We start from the raw sequence: 25,812 nt of genomic DNA, 5'->3' as shown, positions 1-25,812 counted from the left end.
TAGGATCGGTAATAGAAGCACGAGGGCCTGTTAGCTGGCAGGCACCTCAATACTTTGTGGATCGACAAATTGGTAACCCTTTTGCTCCAGACGGGTCAACAGGCTATCCAACGCTTCTGTGGTCCATGGCAGCTCATGCATTAAAATATTGCTGCCCGGATGCAATTGCTCCGTTACATTCTTGAGAATTGCATCGGTTTTATTCGGCTGACTCTTTTTCATTGTCCAATCGAGCGAACCAACGGACCATGTCATATATAAAAGTCCGTTTTCCTTGGCGACCTTGCGGCCGACATCCCCACCTGCACCATGAGGAGGACGGAAGAACACCGGCGTTTGCCCCGTTGTTTCCTCAACAATTTTTTGCACCGATTCAATTTGCTTTTTCACTTCGGCCTCGGATTTGTTCTTTAGCACGATGTGATCCCAGCTATGGTTGCCAATAGGCTGCCTACGGTCATGTATGAGCTTGAGCAGCTCAGGGTGCTCCTTCACGCGGTAACCGTTTACGAAGAAAATGGCTTTAGCCTTGTGCTTGTCCAGAATATCAATAATTTTGTTGATCATGACCGCTTCCTTGGGTCCGTCGTCAAAGGTTAGTAAAACAACCTTTTTCTCCGCCCCTTGTTGGTTAGGAACCACGTTGTAAGCCTTGTCCAAATGATACGTTTTGTTAACGGTAGCCGTTGAATTTGTAGCCTCGTTGCTGTCGGCGACGGTCTTGCCAGTTTGCGGCGTTGTTTGGGCTGTTGAGTTATTACCATGATTACTGCCTGCTTGCTCACTGCTGTTGGTTGGGGAAGAAGCTGTGCCCTGCCCTTTGTCTGTGTTGTCACTGGTTTCAGACGTTGCCTGGGTCTGGTTATTGCTTGTGGCTGCCGATTCTGGCTTGGCCGCAGTGCAAGCACTTAGCAGCAGACATGCGGTCAACAAAATGGCTGCTGTTTTTGTACCCATTAATTCATCTCACCTTCCTGTATTTATACCGTATGAGTTTGTCTCTGCTGACGAACACTATGCTTGATTCTACCACAAAGGGAGGTTCTAATTGTGAAAACATCTTCATTTTTCCTGGGAATCGTTTTGGGCGCAGTGGCGAGCACTATGATCTCCCGTAACCGCAGTATGTTAGGCTTATCTATGGACATGGATGGGAAAAAAGGCGGTAATCTGGTTCAAAAAGCCCGTACCAAAATGATGGACGCGGCGTTCCCCGGAATGGGTGATATTACGCTTAACAAGCAAGACACCCATAAGGATCACGATCACCGTTCCACAACAGATACAACAGCTCATAGCGCCCATACAGCCCAAACTAAAGAAGAAAATATGAAGCTGATTAGAGATTTTATCAGCACCAGTCCCGATGTTAAGCGTGAGGTCGAGCAAATCCTGAAAGAAACTCATACAGCCGTACCGGGTTTGTAACCCGGAACCCTCTATCCCGAATCATTTTGCGGCTTTTTTGTAAAAGCCGTTCAAATGATTCTTTTTTTTATCATTTTTATTGCGTGCATTTACGATTATAAAATGATAACATGATTACATAGAACCATTTTCTTCACAAGCACCATAAATGCATCATAATCTGTTAATAACACTCGGCTGCCAGGAGGAGGGTCCAGTATGAAAATAGAAAGATTAAGCCAGGACAAGATACGGATTTTCCTTACCTTTGATGATTTGAGCGAACGCGGTATTCAAAAAGACGACATGTGGCAAGAGATTCCAAGAGTCCATGAGCTGTTCACCGAAATGATGGATCAGGCATATAGTGAGCTGGGCTTCGACGCCACGGGACCTTTAGCTGTCGAAGTATTTGCGCTTCCTGCTCAGGGCATGGTAGTTATCGTCACTCGAGGGAAATACGACCACCAGCAATATGGTTCGGGTCCTGATGATGAGCTTCCGGAGGAAGTATATGAAATGGAAGTTACGCTGGAGCACAGCGATTCCATCGTCTACGCGTTTAGCGATTTCGAAGTACTCATAGAAGCGGCTCACATGCTCCGTAGTAACACCACGGATGCAGGTAAGCTGTATCATTATAGAGGAAAATGGATTCTGCATTTGGAACCGGAAGAAGTGGAAGAGCCCAAGCTTGCGGCCTTGATCGCGGTTCTTGCTGAATTTGGGGAAGGCTCATCCGTAACACCGGCAATGCTGGAGGAGTATGGCAAGCTGGTCATTCCTGAACAGGCGATTGATGTCATCTGCACTCATTTTGACAGCCGCTCTTAATGAGGCTTAAAGAAAAGTAATATCGAAGTGACTTTGTCGGCTCTGCGCTGAATGCAGGGCCGACTCATTTTTATGGAGGGATGATCGGTGCTTCTGTTTTCTGTTTTAGCGGCAGCAACTGCGCCGGGTCTCGCCTTATTAATGTATTTTTACTTGAAGGACAGATATGAATCCGAGCCGCTGCACATGGTTATCAAAGTGTTTTTGCTCGGCTTTTTGGTGGTACTGCCTGTCATGATTTTTCAACGTGGGTTGCTGCTTTGGCTGGGGGACAACACGTTAATTCAGGTGTTCGGCATTTCGGCCGGAGTGGAAGAGTTTTTCAAATGGTTTTTGCTGTACCACTTTATATATAATCACACCGAGTTCGATGAACCTTATGACGGTATTTTGTATGCCGCCGCAATCTCGCTTGGATTTGCAACAGTTGAAAATCTGTTGTACGCATGGGCAGGCCACGCTTCTGTTAGTATGATGCTGATGAGATCATTGCTTCCAGTATCCGGTCATGCGATGTTTGGAGTCATGATGGGCTATTACATGGGGAAGGCCAAGTTTTCAGAGGACTGGAAAAGCAAATATATGTTGCTTCTGTCACTGGTACTTCCGTGGTTCTGGCATGGCATATATGACCTGATTCTGACGACAATTTCGCATGACTGGATCTGGTTTATCATTCCTCTGATGGCATTTCTCTGGTATGGAGGGATGGCGAAAATCAGTAGGGCCAACAACCGCTCTCCATTTCGACTGTTCAAACGGGAAGAAAAGGTTAATATGTAACAAATTGGGGCACACTGATCTGACAAACCTGTTAGAGAAAGAGGTGTCTTTTTTTTGCGTATTAAAGTGAGAATACATTGTAAAAGGTGTGGTGAACGTTTCGTACTGAGAGGACGGATGGAGCAAGGGAGTGTTCAGACCGGATTTAAGCGCTGTATCTGCGATCACTGTGAGTTTATTATCGAAGTTATGGAAAACCATGCATAAGAGAGCATTCTTCTTGTCACACTATCGTTAGTGTACTTGAAGAAAGGAGACTCCCAATATGTATAGACGACTTAGTACTGTAATGTTTCCGATTGTTACCCTGATTATGATAGGAGCATTTGTGTGGGGTTATCGGGAAAGCCAGATGAGAAAAGAGGTGTCTCTTCAGGCAAATAGCATGTCGATTAAAGCGGAAAATCAATATCAGCGTGCGTTTCATGATTTGTCGTTTCATATGGATCAGTTGCATTCACAACTCGGGAACGCTATTGCAGTTCACAACACGTCACACGCCATGCATCGCAAATGTCTGATGAATGTGTGGAGAATTACAAGCGAGGCTCAAAATGAGGTCAACCAGTTGCCGCTCAATGTGATGCCTTTTAATCATGCCAAGGATCTGTTGTCACATCTATCTGCATTTGCGTATCAGACATCTGTCCGTGATTTGGATCACGAGCCTTTGAATGAGAAAGAATTATCGAATCTGAAGACGTTATACACTAATTCTAGAGAAATTTCGAAAAATATGCACGAAGTCCGGCAAAAAGTCCTCAGCAAAAATTTGCGTTGGATGGATGTCGATACAGCGCCAGGCTCCCAGACCGGGCCTAAGGACAACACCATTATTGACGGCTTCCAAACCGTAGACAAAAAAGTAGAGAATTATAAGGAGCTGGATTGGGGACCATCCGTAGCTAGCATCTATGACAAGCGTTCTGTGAAGAAGCTGAGTCTTCCTGCTGTGAACGCGGAGCAAATTAAGCGAAGTGCGGCTGAATTTACCGGGAAACCGGAAAGCCAAATTCGTGTCCATGAAAATGGTAAAGGCACGGAATGGGCATCTTATACAGCTACCCTGTATAACAAACAGAAACCCGTAGCCACCATGGATTTTACCAAAAAAGGCGGCAAGCTTATTTCTTACCATGATATGAGAACGGTTGGGCCGAAGAAATCAACTCGCAATGAGGCGGTTCGCTATGCGAGTGAGTATCTCCAACGTAAGGGATATCCAGGGATGAAGCCTGTTTCTTATGATGAAAGTGGAAATTTAGCCAACATCACATTTGCCACTCAAAAAGGGGATGTGATCATCTATCCAGAAAAAATCACAGTTAGATCCGGTCTTGATAACGGGCAAGTGATCGGTTTTCAATCGAGTGACTACGTGTACGAGCACAGCCATCTCCGCCGTATTCCGAAGGCTAAGCTGGATGTGAAGGCAGCACGTGCGAAGCTGAACCCTGAGTTTCGTGAAACTTATCACCGGAAAGCACTGATTGAAAATGAACTGTCCAAAGAGGTTCTGTGTTACGAATTTGGCGGGAAAATCAACGGTTCCATTTACCGAATCTACATTAACGCTGATACGGGGATGGAAGAAACGATTGAGCAAGTTAAAGATTCGGATGAACCGGCTTCTGGAAGTAATGTTTAAGTGTAAATAGGGTAAATACGTAAAAATGAACCATTAGTCACGCTAAACCTCCTTCATTAAGGAGGTTTTTTTGTGCTTTTGACATGGTTATAACAAATATAGTGCTTAAAATAGGCACAAAGTCGTGGTATTATATACCTTAATAAAGCTTTTAAATGGACAAGGATGGTGAGCGGTTTGTTTCCTACAATTAATGATGTGCTATACATACAAGTGGCTGGTACCGATCATGCGGATGAACATTTTGAATTTAAGTCACGTATTGCGGAAGAGGATTCCCAGAACTTTCTAATAGAAATACCCATGTCTCAAACGAGCGGGCAACTGAAAAAACTGTTTTTAGGAGAAGAACTGTCGATATTTTTTATGAGCGAGGGCGGGATAAAAAACTATTTCAATACCCACGTTACCGGCTTTAAAGAGGATGTGCTCCGGATGGTCCGCATTCACAAGCCTGTCCCAGACAGCATCAGCAAAATTCAGCGTCGAAATTTTCTACGGGTTCAGGCCAACCTGGAAATAGCGGTAAAGTATGGATTAAACGAATCAAGGTTTGTAGCTGAGACACATGATATAGGAGGTGGAGGCGTTTCTTTTCAGACTCAAGGATCACATCACCTGGAAGAAGGTGAATCATTGTCCTGCTGGATTTTGGTCCCTTATAAAAATGGAACTCAGGAGCATGTCCCGTTCCAATCCGAAATTGTACGTATTCAGCAAATGGAAAATGGTCGCAGGCTAATCATGCTGAAATATGAGAAAATTGCTGATCAGGAGCGTCAAAAGCTTATCAAATATTGCTTTGAGCGTCAGTTGGAATTCCGGGGGAGATAGCAAACATCCCGGTTTATTCTTTTTTTGTTAACCTGCCGTTCATTTTGCATCAACTCTGAATGTGTGGTATAATTTTCACGTCGCAGGCAATGCCTGCTTTTTTCTTGAGGTTAGGTTAGGAGGAATTACCCGTTGGCAAGGCAACATGTATCTTCAAGTAATAAAATAAATGTAGCCATTGATGGACCTGCTGGTGCAGGGAAAAGTACGGTGGCCCGCTTGGTAGCGAAAGCACTTTCTTACGTTTATGTAGATACCGGAGCGATGTACCGGGCAGCAACGTGGTACATGATGCGCAAGGAAATTCCGGCGGAAAATGTACAAAAAGTGCTTCAATATGTGCCTGAGCTGGTGATTGAATTAGTACCGGACCCTACAGGCCAAAAGGTTTATTGTAACGGGGAAGATGTAACGACAGTGATTCGTTCGATGGAAGTGACAGGCAAGGTGTCACAGTATTCGAGTATTGCGGGGTTACGTTCGCGTTTGACTGAAAACCAGCGTGAAATGGCCGCGCGTAAAGGTGTCGTTATGGATGGTCGCGATATTGGAACTACTGTGCTTCCTGATGCGGAAGTCAAGGTGTTTATGACCGCAAGTGTTCAGGAACGTGCTTCTCGCCGGTTTAAAGAACTAAGTGGAGCTGATGATATCACTCTGGAGCAGCTTGAACGTGACATTGCGGCGCGTGACAAGCTTGATGAGGAGAGGGAGGTATCCCCGCTTCGTTGCAGTGACGACGCTATCGTGCTGGATACGACCCATATGGGCATTCAGGATGTCGTCGATACTATTGTATCTTACTGCACCACGGCGAAGGATGGAGAGATCAGCCAATGATATATGCTGTATGCGTCCGTATTTTGCGTCTCATATACCGCTTTCTGTTCAGACTTGAGGCTGTAGGCAGGGAAAATGTTCCTGCTGAGGGCGGAGTACTGTTGTGTTCTAATCATATTAGTAATCTGGACCCTCCGACAGTTGGCATTTTGCTGGATCGAAAGGTTCACTTTATGGCGAAAGCCGAGTTATTTAATACTCCTGTACTTGGTCCGTTGATTGACAAGCTGGGAGCTTTTCCGGTCAAACGCGGTGGTGTGAGCAAGGAATCCATTAAGCTGGCCTTGACCATTTTGCGTGACGGCAAGGTTATGGGAATCTTTCCAGAAGGCTCCAGAGGAGCCGGGGGAATCGGTAAAAAGGGTGCTGCCAGCTTTGCGCTGCGTAGTGGAGCGGCTGCCGTTCCGGTCGCCATTGTTGGTGATTACAAGCTTTTCCGTAAAACGAAAGTGATATACGGCAAACCTGTTAATTTGGATGCTTACCAAAAAGGCACCGTTATCGAAGGAGATCCACTTGAGCTGGCAACAGAAGAGATTATGTCTCGTATTCGTACAATGCGAGAAACCGGCGAGCCTACGAATAACTGAAAGGCCTGCATGAATTGTGTCTAATCTCGGAAAACTAGAACAGAAGTTTATCAGTGTTTTGAACTCTGCTACGCGCAGGTTTAAATAAATGGTTTTTTTGAATTGAGGAGGGTATTGACATGTCGGAAGAAATTAAAAATCAAGAAGCTGCTGAAGCGGCAAATCAAGACGAGCTCGATCAAATCGTCTCCCTGAAAAAAGGTGACACCGTTAAAGGTACAATCGTGAAATTGGAAGATAACCAAGCGGTAGTAAGCATTGGATATAAATACGATGGAATTATTCCAATTCGCGAGTTGTCTTCTGGTTTGGACAACGCAGAAGAAGCAGTACAAGTAGGCCAAGAGGTTGAAGCTAGAATTATCAGCATCGACGACGGCAAAGAAAAACTTGTCCTGTCCAAACGTGCAATCGACAGTGAAAATGCTTGGGAAAAGCTGGAGCAGCTGTTTGAAAGCAAAGAAGTATTTGAAGTGGTTGTTAATGATGTCGTTAAAGGCGGCATCGTTGTAGACGTGGGTCTGCGCGGATTTATCCCTGCATCCATGGTAGAACGCCATTTCGTTGAAGATTTCAGCGATTATAAAGGCCGCACATTGCGTGTTGTCGTGAAAGAGCTGGATCGTGAGAACAACAAAGTAATCCTTTCTCAAAAAGACGTTCTGGAAGCAGAATTTGAAGCCAACAAGCTTAAAGTAATGGCTGAGCTGAAAGAAGGACAAGAAATCGTGGGCACGGTTCAACGTCTCACTCAATTCGGTGCTTTCGTTGACGTAGGCGGCGTGGATGGTTTGGTTCACGTATCTGAAATTGCCTGGACTCATGTTGACAAACCTTCCGATGCGGTTTCTGAAGGAGAACAAGTAAAAGTGAAAGTCCTGAAAGTGGACCCTGAAAAAGGAAAAATCAGCCTGAGCATGAAAGCTGCACAGCCTGGTCCTTGGGAATCTGCTGCTGGACAATTTAACAACGGTGACGTTGTAACAGGCGTTGTTAAACGTCTGGTTAACTTCGGTGCATTCGTTGAAATCGCTTCTGGCGTGGAAGGTTTGGTTCATATCTCCCAAATTTCCCACAAACACATTGGAACTCCACAAGAAGTTCTGGAAGAAGGACAAGAAGTTAAGGTTAAAATTCTTGAAATGAGTCCTACTGAAAAACGTGTTAGCCTGAGCATTAAAGAAACTGAGGAAGCTCCAGAAGCTGCTCCAAGAGCAGAAAGAGCGCCACGTGCATCCCGCGCACCTCGTGAGGAACTGAACAATCCGAACGTTTCCTTGAACAATTCTGGTCTGAGCATTACGCTTGGCGAACGTTTTGGCGATAAACTGAACAAATTTAAATGAGTTTGAATCAATACACTTTATAAGCATAACGTACACCATCGGCGGACCCAGAGGGTTCGCCGATTGTTGTCACGTGACAATATCGCTAACAGGCATGTTTTTTGCTATGATGAGAGCGGAAGAATTGACAGGAGGAGTGAATTTATGGCAAGACCCGTTGTGGCTATTGTCGGTCGTCCGAATGTGGGTAAATCCACCATTTTTAATCGGATTATCGGGGATCGTTTATCCATAGTGGAAGATAAGCCTGGAATCACCCGTGACCGTATTTATGGTATATCGGAGTGGAACGGTAAATCCTTCAGTATTATTGATACTGGCGGCATTGAGATTGATGGGGAAGATGAAATCTTGAAATCCATCCGGATGCAAGCCGAACTAGCTATAGAAGAAGCAGATGTTATAGTATTCATGAGTGATGCGAAGGCAGGGATTACGCAATCTGATGAAGAGGTAGCCCAAATGCTGTATCGTTCGGGCAAGCCTGTTGTTGTGGCTGTAAACAAGGTGGACAATCTGGCACGTGCGGATCTGATTTATGAATTTTATTCTTATGGATTCGGCGACCCCATTGCCATTTCCGGTAGCCACGGTATAGGTCTTGGTGACCTGTTGGATGCGATTACGTCCAATTTGCCTGAGCTGGAAGAGGACATTTATGATGAAGATGTGATCCGTGTTGCCTTGATCGGTCGCCCGAACGTAGGTAAATCCTCGCTCGTTAACGCCATTCTGGGAGAGGAACGGGTTATTGTTAGTGACATTGCAGGTACAACGCGTGATGCAATTGATACGCCTTTTGAAAAAGACGGTCAGAAGTATGTACTGATTGATACGGCGGGTATGCGTAAACGTGGTAAAGTATATGAGACGACCGAAAAATATAGTGTGATGCGTGCCATGCGTGCTATTGAGCGTGCAGATGTCGTACTGGTCGTTATTAACGGCGAGGAAGGTATTATTGAGCAGGATAAGCACATTGCCGGTTACGCTTATGAAGCGGGTAAAGCCTCGCTGTTTGTTGTAAACAAATGGGATGTCGTGGATAAGGACGATAAAACGATGCGCCAATTTGAAACTAAAATTCGCGATCACTTTCTGTTTATGACCTATGCTCCGATTGTGTTCTTGTCTGCGAAAACAAAGCAGCGCTTGCAAAAGCTGCTCCCTGTTGTCCAGCATGTGGCGCAGCAGCATGTCTTGCGTATTCAGACGCATTTGCTGAACGATGTTATTTCCGATGCGGTTGCGATTAATCCTCCGCCAACTGACAAAGGACGCCGTCTGCGTATTAACTATGTGACTCAGGTTGCTGTTAAGCCGCCTACGATGGTTGTATTCGTCAATGATCCGGAAATGATGCACTTCTCTTACGAGCGTTATCTGGAGAACAAAATTCGCGCCGCCTTCAACTTTGAGGGAACTCCAATTCGTATCTTTACACGGCGCAAGTCTGACGAAAGTTAGGAGCGAATAGGTTGATTTTACAGATCATTGCCATCGTACTCAGTTACTTGCTTGGCTCTGTCAGCTTCAGTCTGCTGTATGGAAAATTAAAAGGAATCGACATTCGCCAGCATGGAAGTGGCAATGCCGGCGCGACGAATACGCTGCGTGTGCTAGGAAAAGGCCCTGCCATACTGGTATTGCTGCTGGACGTACTTAAAGGGATTGTTGCGGTGCTGATAGGGCATTGGCTTGGCGGAAATTCATTCTGGTTACCGGGTTTGTGTGGCATTGCGGCGATTGCAGGCCATAACTGGCCGGTATATTTCCACTTTCGCGGAGGAAAAGGTATTGCTACCGCTATTGGTGTATTGGTCTCGATTGCCTTACTCCCCGCATTGTATGCCGGAATTATTGCGATTCTTGCAATCGTAATTACGCGCTATGTATCCCTTGGCTCGCTGATTTTTGTCATTTTGACACCTTGGATTTTACTGGTACTTGGTTATGCATGGCCGCTCTTCTGGACGGCTCTGGTCATTTGTGTGTTTGCTGTGTGGAGACACCGCACCAACATTGCCAAGCTGGTACGGGGCAAAGAAAACAAGCTTGGCTCCAAAGGAGGAGATCGTCTTGTCTGAGAAAATAGCTGTGCTGGTCGCGGGCAGTTGGGGAACAGCTCTGGCTTCCGTCCTTGCGGCCAATAACAACGATGTCTCTGTCTGGACGAGAAACGAACAGCAAGCTGCTGAAATCAATGAGAAGCATACAAATGAGCATTATTTACCTGGTTCTGTCCTGTCTGAACGGATTATGGCTACAACGGATATGCAAGTTGCGGTGTCCGGTGCTAAAGCAGTCGTAATCGTAGCTCCTTCCGCTGCTGCGCGTCAGGTGGCGCGTAGTCTGAAAGCATTCTTTACCAAGGACATGCTGATTGTTCATGCCATTAAAGGTTTTGAAACGGAAACACTCAAACGTATGTCCACGGTGATTTCAGAAGAGCTGGAAGTCGCGGAGGGTGATATTGCCGTGCTGTCCGGTCCGAGCCATGCGGAAGAAGTAGTGCGGAAATGCCCTACGACGGTTGTCGTGGCCTCGTCTAATGAGAAGGCTGCACAGGCTGCACAGGAGCTGTTCATGAACTCCTATTTCCGTGTATATACGAACCGGGATTTGTTGGGTGTGGAGTTATCCGGAGCGTTGAAGAACATTATCGCTCTGGGAGCGGGGATGTCGGACGGATTAGGCTTTGGTGATAATGCAAAAGCCGCTTTGTTGACCCGTGGTTTGGCCGAGATTACCCGTGCCGGAGTAGAAATGGGAGCCAATCCGTTGACCTTTTCCGGGCTTGCGGGTATAGGCGATCTGGTCGTCACCGCAACGAGCCGTCACAGCCGTAACTGGCGTGCAGGCTCACTGCTTGGGCAGGGACAAAAGCTTGATGATGTGCTAGAATCCATGGGCATGGTGGTAGAAGGCATTCGGACGACAAAGGCAGCCTATGCGATCTCGCAAAAGCTGGGCGTTCAGATGCCTATTACGGAAGTGCTGTACGGGGTACTATTTGAAGGACGTGACGTCCGCAAGGCCGTCGAGGCGCTCATGGGGCGCGATCCGAAAACCGAAATGGAAGTCATGCCTCTGCAAACATGGGAACAATGGCATTCATAAAGGTTTAGCTGCACATAAAAACATACAAAAGGCTGTCTCGCAAGTGGATTTTATCTACGGTTGAGACAGCTTTTTTCAGTTAGGCGTATGGCATGTCTTTCGTAAGCTTAATCACCTTTGGCTTCCACCATTCATACACTGAGTTGAGCAATGGCGGAGGAGGGGAGAATGTGAGTAAAAACTTTCCGAAAGATGCGTTGAAGGCCATTAACAAAAAAGGTGGCAAAAACATATCTGAAAATGCGGTGAAAAAGCTGGCAAGCACCGTGAAGGCGGACACGCTTCAAAGTGAAGCACAGCTTCGTCAGCTGATAAAGCAGGTATCTGCGATGGCCAACATTCCGGTGTCGGAAGATACAGTAAGGGATATTGTCGGTGCCGTCAAAAAGAGCGGAATGAGTCCTTCCAATATGGAAGGGTTGATGAAAATGATGATGAAAAAATAAAAATTCCGGCCGTGTACTGGTGGGTTCCATTCTCCGTGAACCAGACAGGTTCACGGTTTTTTTTATATATTCCAGCAGATTCTCGTCTGCTCTCTTATGCATAAAATGTCGAACTGCCATACATAACATGTTATAATGGTGCCCAACAGGAAACGGGATGATGGATTGAAAGGGAGGAAACAATGTGATGGAGGCTATACCTTCGGTGCGATTGAACAAGCTGCCTCACGAGCTGACGGCTGCGCTGAGCAGCTTGGCGGACGGCTGGAAATCTGTTGCTGTTCCGTGGATGCTGGGAGGAAGCTGTTCGCTGCTTGTGCAGGGGGTTGAGCTGGATCGACTGCCCCGAGATATTGATATTTACGCAGATATTCACGCAGCGAAGGAGCTCCATGCGAAAGCACCGGGTATAATGATCGATCGACAGCAGGTAGATCGTAGTGGTTCATACGTTTCATTATTGAGCCACTATGAGCTGGAGGGATTTCCAGTTGAGCTTGTGGGTGGTTTTGAGGTGCTGTGTGATGGAGCTTTATATCGTTTGGAGGTCGAGCGGCTGCTATGGACGGCTGGAATCCGGCTTGACCTGGGGCGCTCTTCACTGCGTCTGATGCCACTCAGTCATGAGCTACTATTTAATCTATTACGAAATCGGCCCGACCGATATGAGGCGATTGCAGACGCCATAAAGCGTGATCCACAGCGACATATAGCGGTACTGAACCAACTGCTGATCAGCAACATTTGGACAGATGACCAGTTGGCTAAGCTGCAAGAGCTTTTGCCTTGGCCCGAGTTGCATTTCAGAAGCTGAATGAGGCTGTAATTGGCAGGTTTGTGTTTGCTAAAAGAATGGAGGGCCGTTCATGGATGTGCATATTACGTTTAAGCCATCAGGCAGGCGCGTACAGGTCGGTCAAGGCACGACATTGCTCCAGGCCGCACGTAAAGCGAACGTGTATATTCCAACCCGTTGTGATGGAAAAGCGGCCTGTCTCATGTGCAAGGTGCATATTTCACAGGAATGGGCTGTACACGCAGGCCAGCCAAGTGATGCAGAGCGCCGCAAGCTGGGACCTCTGCTGGATGAAGGCATCCGCTTGTCCTGTCAGGCTCGCGCCCAGAGTAATGTTGAGGTGATGATACCAGAGGATAAGCTCAAGGCGGCTGTTCGGCGACAGCTTGAGCGTCAGGCACAGGAAGACGAACTATGGTAAAGCTTAAACTCAAAAGAATAAGAAACAAAGGATGTTATCCGACGACTATGAAACTTATACCCCTAAAGTGAACGCTCAAAAAAGTGTTCTTAATATGGGTGCGAGTTTGCTTAGAAAGTCAGAGAGACATCCTTTTTTTATTATAAATCTAGCATCGAAGTCATGGGGAAACCCCGCCACGCATATATTAGGTGAGTGGACCCAAACGTAAAATATCGTTTTGCAGTGATCTCTGTGACGTACTCTATTTTTTCAAAAAAACTGAACATATTTTACGGAGGGGATACATATGATGGTATCAGTCCAAATGCATGTACGAGTTTACGCCGTTTCGCCGATTCCATCAGTCTCCTGAACCTCGGCGGCGGACGACTTCCGGGCATTTTAAAGGCTGTTCTGCCGCATCTGGGATCAAGCAGTTGGTTGAACACGAAGCGGATGCTCATTAAGCATTTTTCCTTCGGAGACTTTTGAGGAGGGGATTTCATTGGAGAAAGTGGACATTTTTAAAGACATTGCCGAACGCACCGGAGGAGATATTTATCTTGGGGTCGTCGGCGCAGTCCGAACAGGTAAATCAACTTTTATCAAGCGGTTTATGGAGACGATTGTTCTGCCGAACATTACAAGTGAGGCGGACCGTGCCCGCGCCGTAGATGAGCTGCCACAAAGTGCGGCAGGGAAAACGATCATGACGACGGAGCCTAAATTCGTACCGAATAATGCCGTCCAGATCAAAGTAACGGAAGGACTGGATGTGAATGTCCGTCTGGTCGACTGTGTAGGATACGCAGTAGAGGGTGCGAAGGGCTACGAGGATGAAAATGGTCCGCGCATGATCTCCACGCCATGGTTTGAAGAACCGATTCCGTTTCAGGAAGCGGCGGAGATTGGCACGCGCAAGGTCATTCAGGAGCATTCGACGCTCGGTGTTGTAGTCACGACAGACGGCACGATTGCGGAAATTCCGCGTAGCTCTTATGTAGAGTCGGAAGAGCGAGTCATTGAGGAGTTGAAAGAGGTAGGCAAGCCGTTTGTGCTGGTCATCAATTCCACGCATCCGCGCAGCGATGAAACACTTCAACTTCGCAGTGAGTTGGCAGCCAAGTATGATATTCCTGTCATGACGCTCAGTGCAGCAACGATGACAGAAGATGATGTTACAGGCGTGCTTCGTGAAGTATTATATGAATTCCCAGTGCATGAGGTGAATGTGAATTTGCCGAGCTGGGTTATGGTACTGAATGAAGATCACTGGCTGCGCAGCAATTATGAGAATTCCGTCCGCGATACGGTAAAAGACATTCGACGCCTGCGTGATGTAGACCGGGTGGTCGGCCAGTTTATGGAGTATGAATTCATCGACAGGGCCGGTCTGAGCGGGATGAATATGGGCCAGGGTGTGGCGGAAATTGATCTGTTCGCACCGGATGAGCTGTACGATCAGATTTTGGTCGAGGTGGTTGGGGTAGAGATCCGCGGCAAGGATCATCTGCTGCAAATGATGCAGGATTTTGCCCATGCCAAGCGGGAATATGACCGCTTCGCCGAGGCGTTGGAAATGGTCAAAACAACGGGATATGGCATTGCTGCGCCGTCGTTGTCCGAGATGGCACTAGACGATCCGCAGTTGATTCGTCAGGGTACAAGGTTTGGTGTGCGGCTCAAGGCAACAGCACCTTCCATACACATGATCCGTGTCGATGTGGAATCGGAATTTGCTCCGATTATCGGAACAGAGAAGCAAAGTGAGGAGCTTATGCGCTATCTGATGCAGGATTTTGAAAATGACCCGATCAAAATTTGGGAGTCGGACATTTTCGGACGCTCGCTGCATTCCATTGTGCGGGAAGGCATTCAGGGCAAGATCGCAATGATGCCGGACAATGCACGCTACAAACTTCAGGAAACGTTGGGCCGCATTATTAACGAAGGCTCCGGTGGCCTGATTGCCATCATTCTTTAAGTGTAAGTAAATAAAAATCGTGTAAGAAACAATAACGCAGAGAGCTAACCGCTCTTTGCGTTATTTTGATATGTAATTGTCGTATTTTGTCATATATGATCGTAAAATATTTTTTATATTCATAAAACCTATTTACATACTTGGTTTAACGCGATATATTAAGTATCAAATTTGAATCATTTTGTTGAATGAACGAGGGGGAAACGAAGCATGAATATCCAAAAAAACAAAAAGCTGGGACTAGGGGCTATGATGCTGCTGGTGCTGGTTTTGCTGGTCACTGCATGTGGCGCGCCGAAAACAGAGAGCGGTGCTCAAGGGACAAGCAGTACAGGATCGAACACAACGGATGCAAAAACGGACAGTTTAAATTTAAAAGGCAAACGGGTTGCATTAATTATGGAGTTTAACACAGGAACGTTCTCGCAGCAGTATGTTCAGGGCGTGGAAGAGGAAGTTAAGAAATTTGGCGGTACGCTGACTAAGTTTGTGGCAGACAACGATAAAGCTAAAATGGCCTCCTTGCTCGATAGCGCGATTAACCAGCAGTTTGATGTCATTTTGACGGATCATGGTGATGCGTTGCTGGAAACAGGGTTGAAAAAAGCGATTTCCCGCAATATCCCGGTTATCGTATTCGATGCTGCGGTCAACGTTCCGGGGGCTGTCGTACTTTCACAGGATGACCAAAGCATGGCCGAGCTGACGCTGGAGCAAATGAAAAAGGATATCGGCGGCAAAGGGAACATCGTAAAAGTGTGGGTTGCCGGGTTTGCACCGATGGAGCGTCGTCAAGTTGCTTACGATAAGTTTTCCAAAGCTAATCCGGATATTAAAGAAATTGCAACTTTTGGCTCAGCTCAAAATCCAGCTCTGGACACCCAATCCAAAATGGAGGCTGTGTTGAAACAATATCCTAAGGGTGAAATTACAGCGGTCTGGGCTGCCTGGGATGAATTTGCCAAAGGTGCAGCACGCGCCATCCAGCAGGCTGGACGCACGGAAATTAAAGTCTACGGCATTGATATGAGTGACGAGGATCTGCAAATGATTCAGGACCCGAAAAATCCTTGGGTAGCTTCTGCGGCTGTAGATCCTACAGATATCGGACGTGTACAAGTGCGCTATGCATATCAGAAGCTGCACGGGGACAACCCGGAGGAGCAAGTGGTATTGAAGGCGGTCTATGTGCAGCGCGAAGCATTGCCGGATAAGCAAATTTCCACATCCGAGCTGTCTCAATATGTAAAGGGATGGGGCAAAAGCGAGCAAGGCTACAAGGATTGGATGAAAGAATATGAAACGGCCAAATAAACTTTAGGATAAAGCATAAGGCGCGCTTCGGCGCGCTTTTATCATAAGCAGGCGTGAGGGAGGTACCATGAGTTCACAAGTATATACACTGGAAATGAAGAAAATCAGCAAACAGTTTGCTGGTGTGGATGCGCTGCGGTCCGTGGATTTTACGGTGCATGGCGGCGAAATTCACGCTCTGCTGGGCGCAAACGGAGCAGGTAAAAGTACGCTGATGAAAATTTTATCCGGCGCGTATCGTTCCGATCAGGGAAGCATTGTAGCAGGTGGCAAGGAGCTGAGTATTGGTTCGCCGTGGGAGGCGAAGAGAGCGGGGATTCACTGTGTCTATCAGGAGGTCGATTCGGCGCTTGTGCCGCAGCTGAGCGTCGCGGAGAACATTGTACTGGACGATTTGTCTGCACCTGAAGGACGCTGGTGGGCTGCGCCGGGTTCCATGCGTAAACGCGCGCGCGAGGCGTTGGGACGGCTGGAGGCCGATATTGATGTACGGCAATACGTTTCTGAGTTGACGTTGGCAGAAAAGCAGCTTGTACTCATTGCGCGTATTTTGACACAGCAAGCAAATACAATCATTTTCGATGAGCCTACAGCGCCGCTCAGCGAAGAAGAAACGCGACGGTTGTTCCGCACCATCCATACGCTCAAGGCGGAGGGCGTTGCATGTATTCTTATCACGCACCGATTGCCAGAGGTCATCGAACACAGCGACCGCGTTACGGTGATGCGTGATGGGGAGCAAGTATTCACGGGTCCATCCTCTGATTTGAGTGTAGGCGACATCGTTACGCATATGCTTGGTAAAACATTTGAGGAGGAATTTCCGAAAACGGATGCTCCTATCGGTGAAACGGTGCTGGAAGCCAAAGGGCTTCACAGGGGATTACGGGTTCACGGTGTCGATTTGCAGGTCAGACGCGGGGAAATCTTGTCTATCGTCGGTTTGGTCGGTGCGGGCAAAACCGAGCTGTCCCGGCTTCTTACAGGCGCCGATAAGCCCGATAAGGGGGAACTGGTCTTCAAAGGTCGCTCCATTCGTCTGAGAGAGCCTGCGGACGCGATAGTTCAGGGGATTGTGTCCATACCTGAGGAACGGCGCAAGCAGGGTGTATTCATCGAAGAGACGGTAGAACGAAACCTTAGTCTTCCGCTATTGGGCAAGTTGAGTGTACTTGGTTTTATCAGTCGTCGCAAAGAACGTACGAACGGTAACGAAGTCGTTGCTTCCCTTGGCATTAAGACGCCATCTCTGCGCCAGAACGTTAAATATTTGAGTGGCGGGAATCAGCAAAAGGTTGCAATAGGAAAATGGCTGCATTCCGGGGCAGATGTGTTTGTTTTTGACGAGCCGACCAAGGGTGTGGATATCGGGGCGAAAAGTGATATTTTCCGTATCATTGGTGAATTGGCGGCTCAGGGAAAAGCGGTCATCTATCTAACTTGTGAATTTGCTGAGGGCATCGGTATTGGTGATCGGATTGCGGTGATGTATGACGGAAAAATAATAAAGGAATTTACGCGGGGCGAAGTGGAGCAGGAACAGCTTCTGCTGTATGCCAGCGGCGGTGAAGAGGTGCATTCATGAAGGAAAAATGGTTAAACGTCTCCTTTCGTTATGGGGCTGTAGTCGTAATTATGGGTGTGCTGGCGTTTTTTTCAGCCACATTGCCCTATTTCTGGACGTATGATAATTTGATGGACATTCTTGGCTCAATTGCGATTGTGACTTTCGTCGCAATTGGTGTCACGTTGTCTCTCATCGTGGATGGTTTTGATCTTTCGGTGGGAGCTACGGTGTCTCTGACCACTATTGTTTCAGCTTCGTTGATGGTCTGGTATGAACAGCCTGTTGCGGTGGTCATTATTGTATCTTTGGTTGTCGGTGCGGTGGTGGGACTATTCAACTCATTGTTGATCGTTAAGCTTCGTATTCCCGATTTGCTGGCAACCCTTGCGATGATGTATATTGTAAGCGGGATTCATAAAACGTACGCTCAAGGCTACACCATCTATAATCATATGCAGTTTCCTGATGGCAGCAAGGCGCCAGGAGAGATATCTCCTGCTTTTCTTATTTTGGGACAAGGCAAATGGCTGGGTATCCCGATTTCGGTTATTTTGCTGCTGCTAGCGGTAGCGGCAGTGCATATTTTCTTAACCTACACCAAGCATGGGCGTCAAATGTATGTGACCGGAGGAAATGAGGAAGCAGCTCGTCTGTCAGGCATACGGGTAAAAAAAGTCCGCACACTGGCCTATGTCGCTTCAGGCGTATTTGCGGCCATTGCTGGTATTTTGTATGCTTCGCGAGTAGGATCGGGCCAAATTGATGCAGGATCTCCCTTGCTGATGGAAGCGGTAGCCGCAGTTTTTGTCGGCTTTTCGGTCTTTGGAGCGGGTAAACCGAATGTCATTGGCACGTTTATCGGTGCGGTTTTGATCGGGGTATTGGTGAACGGTCTGACGATGATGAACGTGCAGTATTTTGCTCATGATATCGTCAAGGGAGTTGTGCTGGTGCTCGCGCTGGCCATCACTTTTTATGTGCTAAACCGTCGCCGTACTTGAAATTGTCTGTGGACTGTATTACTATAAACCTTGTTCCACGCAAGAAGGGTGCCATAAAACGCCAGTTTCGGCGATATTGTCTCTATATTGCGGAGGTTAGGTATATTCTATGTATATTTAACGGCGAAACGGAAACAGATGATAACATTATGGAAGGCATATGCCGCCCGGGTTATTTTATACAGGCGACTTCATATCGGTTCTACAACACCGATAACCTTAATGCTGGACTACACTTGAATTGGGAGGTGAATATTATGAATAAAACGGATTTGATCAATCAGGTTTCCGAAAGCACTGAATTGTCCAAAAAGGACGTAACTAAAGCCGTTGACGCTGTATTCGAAGCAATCTCCGGAGCGCTGCAAAACGGAGACAAGGTGCAACTGGTAGGTTTCGGGAACTTTGAGGTTCGTGAACGTTCTGCACGTAAAGGACGTAACCCGCAAACAGGAGAAGAAATCGAAATCCCTGCGAGCAAAATTCCGGCATTTAAACCGGGTAAAGCGCTCAAGGACGGAATTAAATAAGATTTCTTACATATTCCCATTGCGCTGGAAAGACCGTGAATTTGATTCACGGCCTTTTCTTTTTGTTCTGTTATACCGTAGCAGATGCGATGCGGGACGAAGAAGGGGAAGCGGTTCTGTCATCCCGTGAGGCATAGGCGATCAGCACCAATGGTTCACCTGTCAGCTCGGCAAATTCATGCTCCAGCTGCTGAAGCCGCTCTACTTGGGCAGGACTCAGATTAGCGGGACGATAGTTTTTCATTCAATTCGCTCCTTTCGTTAGCAGATGGGGCTGCATAGATAGTATGGCTCGGGACGCGGCAATTGTTGCAGTTAGCGCCGAAGCATATGGTTGACAAAACAAGCTCGAATCTCCATCATAAAAAGTATAGCTTCGGCTCTCAGGGGGGGAAATGGATATGGAAGATAACGTGACGGGTAGTAATGAGTACGTTGTGATTAAAGCAAAAAGCAACGGATGTCAAGTTTTTGGTTTAACAAGAGGCCAGGATACACGCCTGCATCATTCAGAAAAATTGGACAAGGGTGAGGTGCTGATCGTCCAATTTACCGATCATACCTCTGCTATTAAAATTCGCGGCAAGGCCGTTGTGATGACCAAGCACGGGGTCGTGGATACAGAGGATTAAAATGCAGGCATAGCCTGCTTTTTTTTGTTGTACAATGAGAGTGAGGACCTTTACCGTAGCAAACCCATAACAGGGTAGGGGTCAGGGGAGGCTCTGATGAAACCTTGGATTGTGCTATGCGGCTCGATTCTCATAACCACCGCCGCTGCTGTACTGCTACCATCCTTACAGGCGCTGGATTCGGGAACCGCAGCTGTTCGTGAGACACAGGCGACGATATCGTCGCAGCAGCGGGTGCTGCTGACCGATGACAATCTGGTGGATACGCTGAAGGAGCTTCCTTTGACGACACCAATTGCCAGCGTAAGCTGGGAACATTCAGTCCTGACTCTGGATGTAAAGCTGTCCAAGGAAGAAACCGCCCCGCTTGAAATCTATCAAAATATGGCGGAGATTGCCGCCTTTAGTTTTTATGGAACAACGAACGTACGGCAATTACTGCTTCGGGTAGTGACGCAGGACGAATGGTCAGGAGAACGGCATCTTCTGCTGGCATCCGATATACGCCGGAACGAATGGACGATTGAAGCACTGGACCAGCTGAGAAGCCGGGAAGGTGCGGACTTGCCGGAGGAACTGAAAGCCCGCTTCCGTATTACGGTAACTCCAATGTGGCAAAGCAGGTTTAACGGTGTATATACAGATTAGGTGCTACTGTCGTTGGACCTACAGTACTTTAGTCGCGAATCATTTTAAATTGTGATATAATATAAGGCATTGCAATTATTTGAGTACACCAGAAAGTCATGGCTCGGAGGCTTAGGATGAAACCGTATCGCGTACCCCAATTAGCAAGGAAATATGTGGAATACGACATGATTCAACAACATACGGAAATGCCGGCTTTTCCTGACAGTCGCACCCGCCTGTTGTTTATGTTTTTGAACTGGAATGCGAAGGAGCTACATGCCAGCGAGGAAGAGCTATACGCATTGGTCACCTCGCTTTTGCAGATGGGGCTGGATACGCATGATATGATTGATACTTTATCCGGTATACGAAGTCCGGAGGAAATGCGTTCCAGACAGTTGAAAGTGTTGGCCGGGGACTATTTTAGCAGCCGCTTTTATCAGCTGCTTGCACTGGCAGGCCACATCACGACCATTTCGAAGCTGAGTGATGCTGTATGTGAAGTAAACGCTGGTAAAATGAGCCTGTATTGGGAGATGAAGCATCTCCGTCTGAATGCGGCACAGTATTTAACTCAGATGGTTCGTTTTAAAAAGGAGCTTTTTCTATCCTTTACTTCCCTTGTGGCAGAGCAGGATCGAGAAGTCTGGGAGCAGCTTCTCAACGAATTTGCCCTCTGTGATACGCTGGCAGAGGAATGGCACAAGCGTACAGAATCGGACAAGTCCCGTTTCGGATATATGTTCTGGCATGTTTATAGTAATGCTGATCAGAACGAACGGGAACTGCTGTCTGAGAGTGGTTCAGACACTGATGTATGGCATAAGCTTGTTCTGAAGTACAAAGCCGAGGACGCGATACTGAACAAACTCCAGACGACTGTTACACACATCCGGCAGATCCTGTCAGATGATCAAAATACGGGGATCGAGGAATTCGAACGCATGCTGGAGCCTTTCCTGAAGCTGCTGAATAGTCCACACCCGGTTGTGAGGGAAGGTTAGGTGAACGTCATGGGATCAAGCGACACCAAGCCGAAAGAGCAATTCGTTCATGGCGTGTTTGAAAGCATCGCAGGTAAATACGACTTGATGAACGATATACTGAGCTTTCGCAGACATAAGGCTTGGCGTAAATTTACGATGAAAAAAATGAACATGCACCACGGGAATACGGCAATCGACCTTTGCTGTGGTACGTGTGACTGGACGCTCGCGATGGCGCGTGCAAGTGAAAGTGGTCACATCGTAGGGCTGGATTTTAGCCAGAACATGCTGAATGTAGGCGAGCGCAAGATTGTATCAGAAGCCCGTGAAAAGCAGATCAAGCTTGTTCAGGGCAACGCGATGGAGTTGCCTTTTGAAGACAATTCTTTTGACTACGCAACGATTGGCTTCGGTCTGCGTAATGTGCCTGATTTGCGCCGCGTATTACAGGAAATGCAGCGTGTCGTCAAACCTGGCGGGCAGGTCGTATGTCTGGAACTATCCAAGCCTACATGGCAGCCGTTCAAGGGAATTTACTATGCATACTTTAAACACATCTTGCCCATGCTCGGCAAATTGTTCGCCAAACGTTATGAGCAATACAAATGGCTCCCTGATTCGTTGGCGCTTTTTCCGGGAAGGGATGAGCTGGCTGGCATCTTCCGTGAAGTCGGATTAAAGGATGTACAGGCTCATTCTCTCACCGGAGGCATTGCGGCATTGCATATTGGAATCAAGGAGAGTCAGCATGTTTAAGAAAATTTCTATTTTTTTGGAAATGATTAAAATTGAACATACGTTATTTGCGCTCCCATTTGCATTTATGGGGGCTGTATTGGGGTCAGTTGTCGTGACAGGCACGCTTCCTTCGTGGTCACAGATCGGATGGATCTTGCTGGCTATGGTCGGCGCACGTAGCGCGGCTTTCGGTTTCAATCGTATGATCGACCGTGTTATTGATGGGAAAAATCCGCGTACGGCAGGACGTGCCATCCCGGCGGGGCTACTCAAGTCCAGCGAAGTGGTTCTTTTTATTATTGTTAGCTTGGCGCTACTATTTTGGGCATCGCTCAATTTAAGTGCACTGGCGTTCAAGCTGTTTCCACTGGCCTTTTTTATGCTTGTTTTTTATTCCTATACCAAACGTTTCACCTGGCTCTGTCATATTGTGCTTGGCTTGACGATTGGCTTGGCGCCACTGGGTAGCTGGGTAGCTGTGACTGGGCAAATAGATATGACGGCTATTGTTTTTTATCTCACTGTTGCATTCTGGACGGCTGGCTTTGATATTATTTATGCTTGTCAGGATATTGATTTTGACCAGAACGAGGGGGTTTACTCCATTCCTGCCCGTTTTGGTATAGCAGGTGCGCTTAAAATTGCTCGTGCATTCCATGTGATTACGGCGATCGGGTTTATTGTGATGTTTTTTATTGCTGATTTAAGCTGGTGGTATCTGGCGGGCATGATTATTTCTTATATGATGTTATTTTATCAGCATTATATCGTAACTCCGAAGGACCTGAGTCGTTTGCAGACAGCATTCTTTACGATGAACAGTGTGCTTAGCATTGTCGTATTTGCTTTTACACTGGTTGATTTGGTGGTGCGTCAATACTTATGAATCATAATCAGGTGAGCAACCATCAAGGCAAACGAATCGTTATTGGCATTACAGGCGCGAGCGGAAGCATTTATGGGATACGGCTGGTAGAGATACTGCTGGATTTGCAATACACAGTTCACCTGATTGTTTCCAACGCTGGCTGGCGGGTACTCAAAGAGGAATTGGGCTGGAACGTGACTGACCGGGAAGGGGCTCTGAATGACAAATTCGGAGGCCATCCCGGTTCTCTTGTATACCATCCGTTCACGGATATTGGCGCTTCGATTGCGAGTGGCTCTTATTTGGTGGACGCGATGGTTATCATGCCCTGCTCGATGGGAACATTGTCTGCAGTGGCGCATGGCTCGTCCGATAATCTCATGGCGCGTGCAGCAGACGTGATGTTGAAGGAAGGCCGTCCGCTAATTCTAGTGCCGCGTGAGACACCGCTGCATGCCATTCATTTGGAAAATATGCTTAAGCTTGCAAGGCTCGGAGTCAAAATGATTCCTGCTATGCCGGCTTTTTACTTTCATCCGAAGACGCTGGATGATATCGTACTGTTCCTCGTAGGCAAAGTATTGGACAGCTTGCGTATCGAACATCAACTGTTTACGAGATGGGGGGATTCCGATGCCGACACCGGACACCAAGACAATCACAATCGGAAAAATTAAATATACAAATGCGTGGCCCATTTTTCATTATTTTAATCCTTCACACCTCCTCCATCCGGCGGAGCTGGTTTCTAGAGTCCCGGCTGAATTGAACCGCAGTATGCTGAAAGGAAATCTGGATATCAGCGCGATGTCCTCCTTTGCTTATGCATCCGGTGCCGAGGATATGCTGCTGTTGCCGGATCTGTCTGTCAGCGCAGACGGTCCTGTGCAATCCATTTTGCTGTTCTCACGCAAACCGCTGGATGAAATTAAAAACGGAACAATTGCGTTGACGAATACGTCTGCTACATCTGTGAATTTGTTGAAAATTTTGATGGAGAAGGCGTGGGAAGGCCAACCTTCCTATTTCGACTGCGAGCCGGATTTGGATTTGATGCTGGAGCAGGCGGATGCGGGGCTGTTGATTGGAGATCACGCGATCAAGGCATCCTGGCGGCGTGATGGTCTGTACGTTACGGACCTCGGAGAAGAGTGGAAACGCTGGACGGGGTACAGTATGACCTTTGCCGTATGGGCAGTACGCCGTGTTTTTGCTACACAGAATCCTGATGCGGTGACTGAAGTAGCGAATGCATTTCGTGCAAGCAAGCAGCGCAGCCTGTCTGATCTGACGTCTGTTATTTCCGAAGCCTGCAAGGAAATTGGAGGCCTGCGGGATTATTGGGAGCGCTACTTTACTAATCTGTGTTATGATTTTGGAGAGAAGGAACAAAAGGGTTTAGAGCTTTATTTTCAGTATGCGCATGAACTGGGGCTGCTTGACCGACGAGTGAAGCCGCTTCTCTGGAGTGACAATACGCTGACACGGGTGAAAGAATGAAACGATTGGATTTGTTCGGTTTATTAAAGAAGGATATGAACTTCATAGAAGAAGAGCTGTACCGCAGCATCGACAGCACAGAGCCGTTGATTAATAATACGTCGCTTCATCTGCTCAAAGCGGGAGGCAAGCGTTTGCGGCCGGTATTTGTACTGCTGGGAGGCAAGTTTGGGGAATACGATCTGGACAAGCTCAAACGCATAGCGGTACCGCTGGAACTGATTCATTCTGCTTCTCTCGTTCACGATGATGTGATTGATGATGCGGAGATGAGGCGCGGCCAGCCAACTGTGAAGTCCAAATGGGACAATCGGGTGGCCATGTACACCGGAGACTACATATATGCGCGTGCGCTTTCGATAGTCGCGGGCCTGCCGAATCCGGACATTCATCGGGTGCTGTCCAAGGCGCTGGTGCAAATGTCCATCGGTGAAATGGAACAAATCCGCGATTTTTTTAATGTGGATCAGAGTGTACGTAATTACTTGCTTCGCATACGTCGCAAAACGGCATTGTTGATTGCGGTCAGCTGCCAATTGGGAGCTATGGCTGCGGGTGCGCGGGAAAGCGTGAATTCCCTGTTGTATACTTATGGCTACAATGTAGGTATGGCTTTTCAAATTCAGGATGATTTGCTCGATCTGTGTGGCACGGAAAAAAAGATTGGCAAGCCGCCGGGCAGTGATATGAGGCAGGGAAATATTACGCTTCCGGTTATTTATGCGCTTGGACAGCCTGAGCTGCGTGACGATCTATTGGCTGAAATCGGTCGTATTCAGGCTGGGGACGGGCAGGGAGATGCTCGCAAAGCGGTGGATATGATTAAAAAAAGTGAAGGAATCGCTAAAGCAGAAATTCTCGCCGACCGATATATTAAAAAAGCGCTACTCGCGCTGGACTTACTGCCTGATGTCAAAACAAAAAAGACGCTGCGCGATATTGCTCATTTTGTGACTCGCCGCTCCTACTAAAGTTGTGTTTTGGGTTTGCTATGACAAAATACTTTAACCGTTTC

30 protein-coding genes are annotated in these 25,812 nt (G+C 47.3%); 28 read left to right on the top strand and 2 right to left on the bottom strand.

The window, feature by feature from the left end; all coding sequences use genetic code 11:
- Positions 1–30: 30 nt before the first annotated feature.
- A complete protein-coding gene (locus QD47_RS14445) occupies positions 31–957 on the bottom strand; it encodes a polysaccharide deacetylase family protein (RefSeq protein WP_044646800.1) in 927 nt (308 codons plus the stop codon).
- Positions 958–1,050: 93 nt separating this feature from the next.
- On the opposite strand from QD47_RS14445, the gene QD47_RS14440 reads away from it, so the two are divergent.
- The 20 genes from QD47_RS14440 (at position 1,051) to QD47_RS14345 (ending at position 19,443) form a co-directional block, all read left to right on the top strand.
- Positions 1,051–1,428: a hypothetical protein gene (locus QD47_RS14440; RefSeq protein WP_044646799.1), complete on the top strand. Its 378-nt coding sequence runs from the start codon at positions 1,051–1,053 to the stop codon at positions 1,426–1,428.
- 198 nt (positions 1,429–1,626) lie between these two features.
- On the top strand, positions 1,627–2,241 hold the full coding sequence (locus QD47_RS14435; RefSeq protein WP_014282120.1) for a genetic competence negative regulator: 615 nt from the start codon (positions 1,627–1,629) through the stop codon (positions 2,239–2,241).
- A gap of 87 nt (positions 2,242–2,328) precedes the next feature.
- Complete coding sequence (gene prsW / locus QD47_RS14430) at positions 2,329–3,024, top strand: glutamic-type intramembrane protease PrsW (RefSeq protein ID WP_044646798.1); 696 nt, start codon at positions 2,329–2,331, stop codon at positions 3,022–3,024.
- Positions 3,025–3,289: 265 nt separating this feature from the next.
- Positions 3,290–4,672 (top strand): germination protein YpeB, encoded by a 1,383-nt coding sequence (ypeB, locus tag QD47_RS14425; RefSeq protein ID WP_044646797.1) that lies wholly within the window; start codon positions 3,290–3,292, stop codon positions 4,670–4,672.
- A 177-nt stretch (positions 4,673–4,849) separates the two neighbouring features.
- Positions 4,850–5,506 (top strand): flagellar brake protein, encoded by a 657-nt coding sequence (locus QD47_RS14420; protein WP_044646796.1) that lies wholly within the window; start codon positions 4,850–4,852, stop codon positions 5,504–5,506.
- 132 nt (positions 5,507–5,638) lie between these two features.
- Positions 5,639–6,346, top strand: a complete 708-nt coding sequence (cmk, locus tag QD47_RS14415) for a (d)CMP kinase (protein WP_044646795.1) — start codon at positions 5,639–5,641, stop codon at positions 6,344–6,346.
- Entirely contained in the window at positions 6,343–6,936 is a 594-nt protein-coding gene (locus QD47_RS14410) for a lysophospholipid acyltransferase family protein (RefSeq protein WP_044646794.1), read from the top strand. Before cmk ends, QD47_RS14410 begins: the two co-directional genes overlap by 4 nt.
- 119 nt (positions 6,937–7,055) lie before the next feature.
- On the top strand, positions 7,056–8,282 hold the full coding sequence (rpsA, locus tag QD47_RS14405) for a 30S ribosomal protein S1 (protein ID WP_044646793.1): 1,227 nt from the start codon (positions 7,056–7,058) through the stop codon (positions 8,280–8,282).
- A 144-nt stretch (positions 8,283–8,426) separates the two neighbouring features.
- Positions 8,427–9,749 carry a ribosome biogenesis GTPase Der gene (gene der / locus QD47_RS14400; RefSeq protein ID WP_044646792.1) on the top strand — a complete coding sequence of 441 codons (1,323 nt, stop codon included), beginning with the start codon at positions 8,427–8,429 and terminating at the stop codon, positions 9,747–9,749.
- Between the two features lie 11 nt (positions 9,750–9,760).
- On the top strand, positions 9,761–10,369 hold the full coding sequence (plsY, locus tag QD47_RS14395) for a glycerol-3-phosphate 1-O-acyltransferase PlsY (protein WP_044646791.1): 609 nt from the start codon (positions 9,761–9,763) through the stop codon (positions 10,367–10,369).
- Entirely contained in the window at positions 10,362–11,402 is a 1,041-nt protein-coding gene (locus QD47_RS14390) for an NAD(P)H-dependent glycerol-3-phosphate dehydrogenase (RefSeq protein ID WP_044646790.1), read from the top strand. The genes plsY and QD47_RS14390 overlap by 8 nt, the downstream gene beginning before the upstream one ends.
- Before the next feature lie 170 nt (positions 11,403–11,572).
- Positions 11,573–11,848: a stage VI sporulation protein F gene (locus QD47_RS14385; protein ID WP_044646789.1), complete on the top strand. Its 276-nt coding sequence runs from the start codon at positions 11,573–11,575 to the stop codon at positions 11,846–11,848.
- Between the two features lie 187 nt (positions 11,849–12,035).
- A complete protein-coding gene (locus tag QD47_RS14380; RefSeq protein WP_044646788.1) occupies positions 12,036–12,662 on the top strand; it encodes a hypothetical protein in 627 nt (208 codons plus the stop codon).
- A gap of 52 nt (positions 12,663–12,714) precedes the next feature.
- The gene (locus QD47_RS14375; protein WP_044646787.1) at positions 12,715–13,065 is read left to right on the top strand and encodes a 2Fe-2S iron-sulfur cluster-binding protein; all 351 of its coding nucleotides are present in this window, start codon (positions 12,715–12,717) and stop codon (positions 13,063–13,065) included.
- Positions 13,066–13,260: 195 nt separating this feature from the next.
- Positions 13,261–13,539, top strand: a complete 279-nt coding sequence (locus QD47_RS14370; protein WP_044646786.1) for a hypothetical protein — start codon at positions 13,261–13,263, stop codon at positions 13,537–13,539.
- Between the two features lie 13 nt (positions 13,540–13,552).
- Entirely contained in the window at positions 13,553–15,031 is a 1,479-nt protein-coding gene (spoIVA, locus tag QD47_RS14365) for a stage IV sporulation protein A (protein WP_044646785.1), read from the top strand.
- 210 nt (positions 15,032–15,241) lie between these two features.
- Positions 15,242–16,345 carry a sugar ABC transporter substrate-binding protein gene (locus QD47_RS14360; protein ID WP_044646784.1) on the top strand — a complete coding sequence of 368 codons (1,104 nt, stop codon included), beginning with the start codon at positions 15,242–15,244 and terminating at the stop codon, positions 16,343–16,345.
- A 67-nt stretch (positions 16,346–16,412) separates the two neighbouring features.
- A complete protein-coding gene (locus tag QD47_RS14355; RefSeq protein WP_044646783.1) occupies positions 16,413–17,930 on the top strand; it encodes a sugar ABC transporter ATP-binding protein in 1,518 nt (505 codons plus the stop codon).
- Complete coding sequence (locus QD47_RS14350; RefSeq protein WP_044646782.1) at positions 17,927–18,913, top strand: ABC transporter permease; 987 nt, start codon at positions 17,927–17,929, stop codon at positions 18,911–18,913. Before QD47_RS14355 ends, QD47_RS14350 begins: the two co-directional genes overlap by 4 nt.
- A 257-nt stretch (positions 18,914–19,170) precedes the next feature.
- Positions 19,171–19,443: an HU family DNA-binding protein gene (locus QD47_RS14345; RefSeq protein ID WP_014282101.1), complete on the top strand. Its 273-nt coding sequence runs from the start codon at positions 19,171–19,173 to the stop codon at positions 19,441–19,443.
- A gap of 70 nt (positions 19,444–19,513) precedes the next feature.
- On the opposite strand, the gene QD47_RS32545 is transcribed toward QD47_RS14345, so the two are convergent.
- Positions 19,514–19,687, bottom strand: coding sequence for a hypothetical protein (locus QD47_RS32545; RefSeq protein ID WP_200893440.1), 174 nt, complete (start codon positions 19,685–19,687; stop codon positions 19,514–19,516).
- Positions 19,688–19,844: 157 nt separating this feature from the next.
- Here QD47_RS32545 and mtrB point away from each other — a divergent pair, with 157 nt between their 5' ends.
- The 8 genes from mtrB to QD47_RS14305 all read left to right on the top strand — a co-directional run bounded on the left by mtrB (position 19,845) and on the right by QD47_RS14305 (position 25,768).
- Complete coding sequence (gene mtrB / locus QD47_RS14340) at positions 19,845–20,075, top strand: trp RNA-binding attenuation protein MtrB (protein ID WP_044646781.1); 231 nt, start codon at positions 19,845–19,847, stop codon at positions 20,073–20,075.
- Positions 20,076–20,171: 96 nt separating this feature from the next.
- Positions 20,172–20,723 carry a hypothetical protein gene (locus QD47_RS14335; RefSeq protein ID WP_044646780.1) on the top strand — a complete coding sequence of 184 codons (552 nt, stop codon included), beginning with the start codon at positions 20,172–20,174 and terminating at the stop codon, positions 20,721–20,723.
- A gap of 116 nt (positions 20,724–20,839) precedes the next feature.
- Positions 20,840–21,709 (top strand): heptaprenyl diphosphate synthase component 1, encoded by an 870-nt coding sequence (locus tag QD47_RS14330; RefSeq protein ID WP_044646779.1) that lies wholly within the window; start codon positions 20,840–20,842, stop codon positions 21,707–21,709.
- A gap of 9 nt (positions 21,710–21,718) precedes the next feature.
- Positions 21,719–22,447: a demethylmenaquinone methyltransferase gene (locus QD47_RS14325; RefSeq protein WP_044646778.1), complete on the top strand. Its 729-nt coding sequence runs from the start codon at positions 21,719–21,721 to the stop codon at positions 22,445–22,447.
- Complete coding sequence (locus QD47_RS14320) at positions 22,440–23,315, top strand: UbiA-like polyprenyltransferase (RefSeq protein ID WP_044646777.1); 876 nt, start codon at positions 22,440–22,442, stop codon at positions 23,313–23,315. Before QD47_RS14325 ends, QD47_RS14320 begins: the two co-directional genes overlap by 8 nt.
- Positions 23,312–23,974 carry a UbiX family flavin prenyltransferase gene (locus QD47_RS14315; RefSeq protein ID WP_044646776.1) on the top strand — a complete coding sequence of 221 codons (663 nt, stop codon included), beginning with the start codon at positions 23,312–23,314 and terminating at the stop codon, positions 23,972–23,974. Before QD47_RS14320 ends, QD47_RS14315 begins: the two co-directional genes overlap by 4 nt.
- Positions 23,931–24,797, top strand: coding sequence for a menaquinone biosynthetic enzyme MqnA/MqnD family protein (locus tag QD47_RS14310; RefSeq protein WP_044646775.1), 867 nt, complete (start codon positions 23,931–23,933; stop codon positions 24,795–24,797). Before QD47_RS14315 ends, QD47_RS14310 begins: the two co-directional genes overlap by 44 nt.
- Positions 24,794–25,768, top strand: coding sequence for a polyprenyl synthetase family protein (locus QD47_RS14305; RefSeq protein ID WP_044646774.1), 975 nt, complete (start codon positions 24,794–24,796; stop codon positions 25,766–25,768). Before QD47_RS14310 ends, QD47_RS14305 begins: the two co-directional genes overlap by 4 nt.
- Positions 25,769–25,812 lie beyond the last annotated feature (44 nt).

Source organism: Paenibacillus terrae (assembly GCF_000943545.1).
Taxonomy (GTDB): Bacteria; Bacillota; Bacilli; order Paenibacillales; family Paenibacillaceae; genus Paenibacillus; species Paenibacillus terrae_A.
Note: the sequence above shows the minus strand (reverse complement) of the source record. Positions and strands in the feature narration are given on the sequence as shown.

What these genes read in the sequence shown, in the direction of transcription:
- mtrB (WP_044646781.1), top strand. Translation starts at nt 19,845, where the DNA reads ATGGAAGATAACGTGACGGGTAGTAATGAGTACGTTGTGATTAAAGCA.
- QD47_RS14360 (WP_044646784.1), top strand. Translation starts at nt 15,242, where the DNA reads ATGAATATCCAAAAAAACAAAAAGCTGGGACTAGGGGCTATGATGCTG.
- QD47_RS14315 (WP_044646776.1), top strand. Translation starts at nt 23,312, where the DNA reads ATGAATCATAATCAGGTGAGCAACCATCAAGGCAAACGAATCGTTATT.
- QD47_RS14435 (WP_014282120.1), top strand. Translation starts at nt 1,627, where the DNA reads ATGAAAATAGAAAGATTAAGCCAGGACAAGATACGGATTTTCCTTACC.
- QD47_RS14320 (WP_044646777.1), top strand. Translation starts at nt 22,440, where the DNA reads ATGTTTAAGAAAATTTCTATTTTTTTGGAAATGATTAAAATTGAACAT.
- QD47_RS14350 (WP_044646782.1), top strand. Translation starts at nt 17,927, where the DNA reads ATGAAGGAAAAATGGTTAAACGTCTCCTTTCGTTATGGGGCTGTAGTC.
- ypeB (WP_044646797.1), top strand. Translation starts at nt 3,290, where the DNA reads ATGTATAGACGACTTAGTACTGTAATGTTTCCGATTGTTACCCTGATT.
- QD47_RS14335 (WP_044646780.1), top strand. Translation starts at nt 20,172, where the DNA reads ATGAAACCTTGGATTGTGCTATGCGGCTCGATTCTCATAACCACCGCC.
- rpsA (WP_044646793.1), top strand. Translation starts at nt 7,056, where the DNA reads ATGTCGGAAGAAATTAAAAATCAAGAAGCTGCTGAAGCGGCAAATCAA.
- QD47_RS14410 (WP_044646794.1), top strand. Translation starts at nt 6,343, where the DNA reads ATGATATATGCTGTATGCGTCCGTATTTTGCGTCTCATATACCGCTTT.
- QD47_RS14345 (WP_014282101.1), top strand. Translation starts at nt 19,171, where the DNA reads ATGAATAAAACGGATTTGATCAATCAGGTTTCCGAAAGCACTGAATTG.
- QD47_RS14445 (WP_044646800.1), bottom strand. Translation starts at nt 957, where the DNA reads ATGGGTACAAAAACAGCAGCCATTTTGTTGACCGCATGTCTGCTGCTA.
- der (WP_044646792.1), top strand. Translation starts at nt 8,427, where the DNA reads ATGGCAAGACCCGTTGTGGCTATTGTCGGTCGTCCGAATGTGGGTAAA.
- QD47_RS14355 (WP_044646783.1), top strand. Translation starts at nt 16,413, where the DNA reads ATGAGTTCACAAGTATATACACTGGAAATGAAGAAAATCAGCAAACAG.
- QD47_RS14305 (WP_044646774.1), top strand. Translation starts at nt 24,794, where the DNA reads ATGAAACGATTGGATTTGTTCGGTTTATTAAAGAAGGATATGAACTTC.
- QD47_RS32545 (WP_200893440.1), bottom strand. Translation starts at nt 19,687, where the DNA reads ATGAAAAACTATCGTCCCGCTAATCTGAGTCCTGCCCAAGTAGAGCGG.
- QD47_RS14310 (WP_044646775.1), top strand. Translation starts at nt 23,931, where the DNA reads ATGCCGACACCGGACACCAAGACAATCACAATCGGAAAAATTAAATAT.
- QD47_RS14325 (WP_044646778.1), top strand. Translation starts at nt 21,719, where the DNA reads ATGGGATCAAGCGACACCAAGCCGAAAGAGCAATTCGTTCATGGCGTG.
- QD47_RS14330 (WP_044646779.1), top strand. Translation starts at nt 20,840, where the DNA reads ATGAAACCGTATCGCGTACCCCAATTAGCAAGGAAATATGTGGAATAC.
- QD47_RS14375 (WP_044646787.1), top strand. Translation starts at nt 12,715, where the DNA reads ATGGATGTGCATATTACGTTTAAGCCATCAGGCAGGCGCGTACAGGTC.
- QD47_RS14380 (WP_044646788.1), top strand. Translation starts at nt 12,036, where the DNA reads ATGGAGGCTATACCTTCGGTGCGATTGAACAAGCTGCCTCACGAGCTG.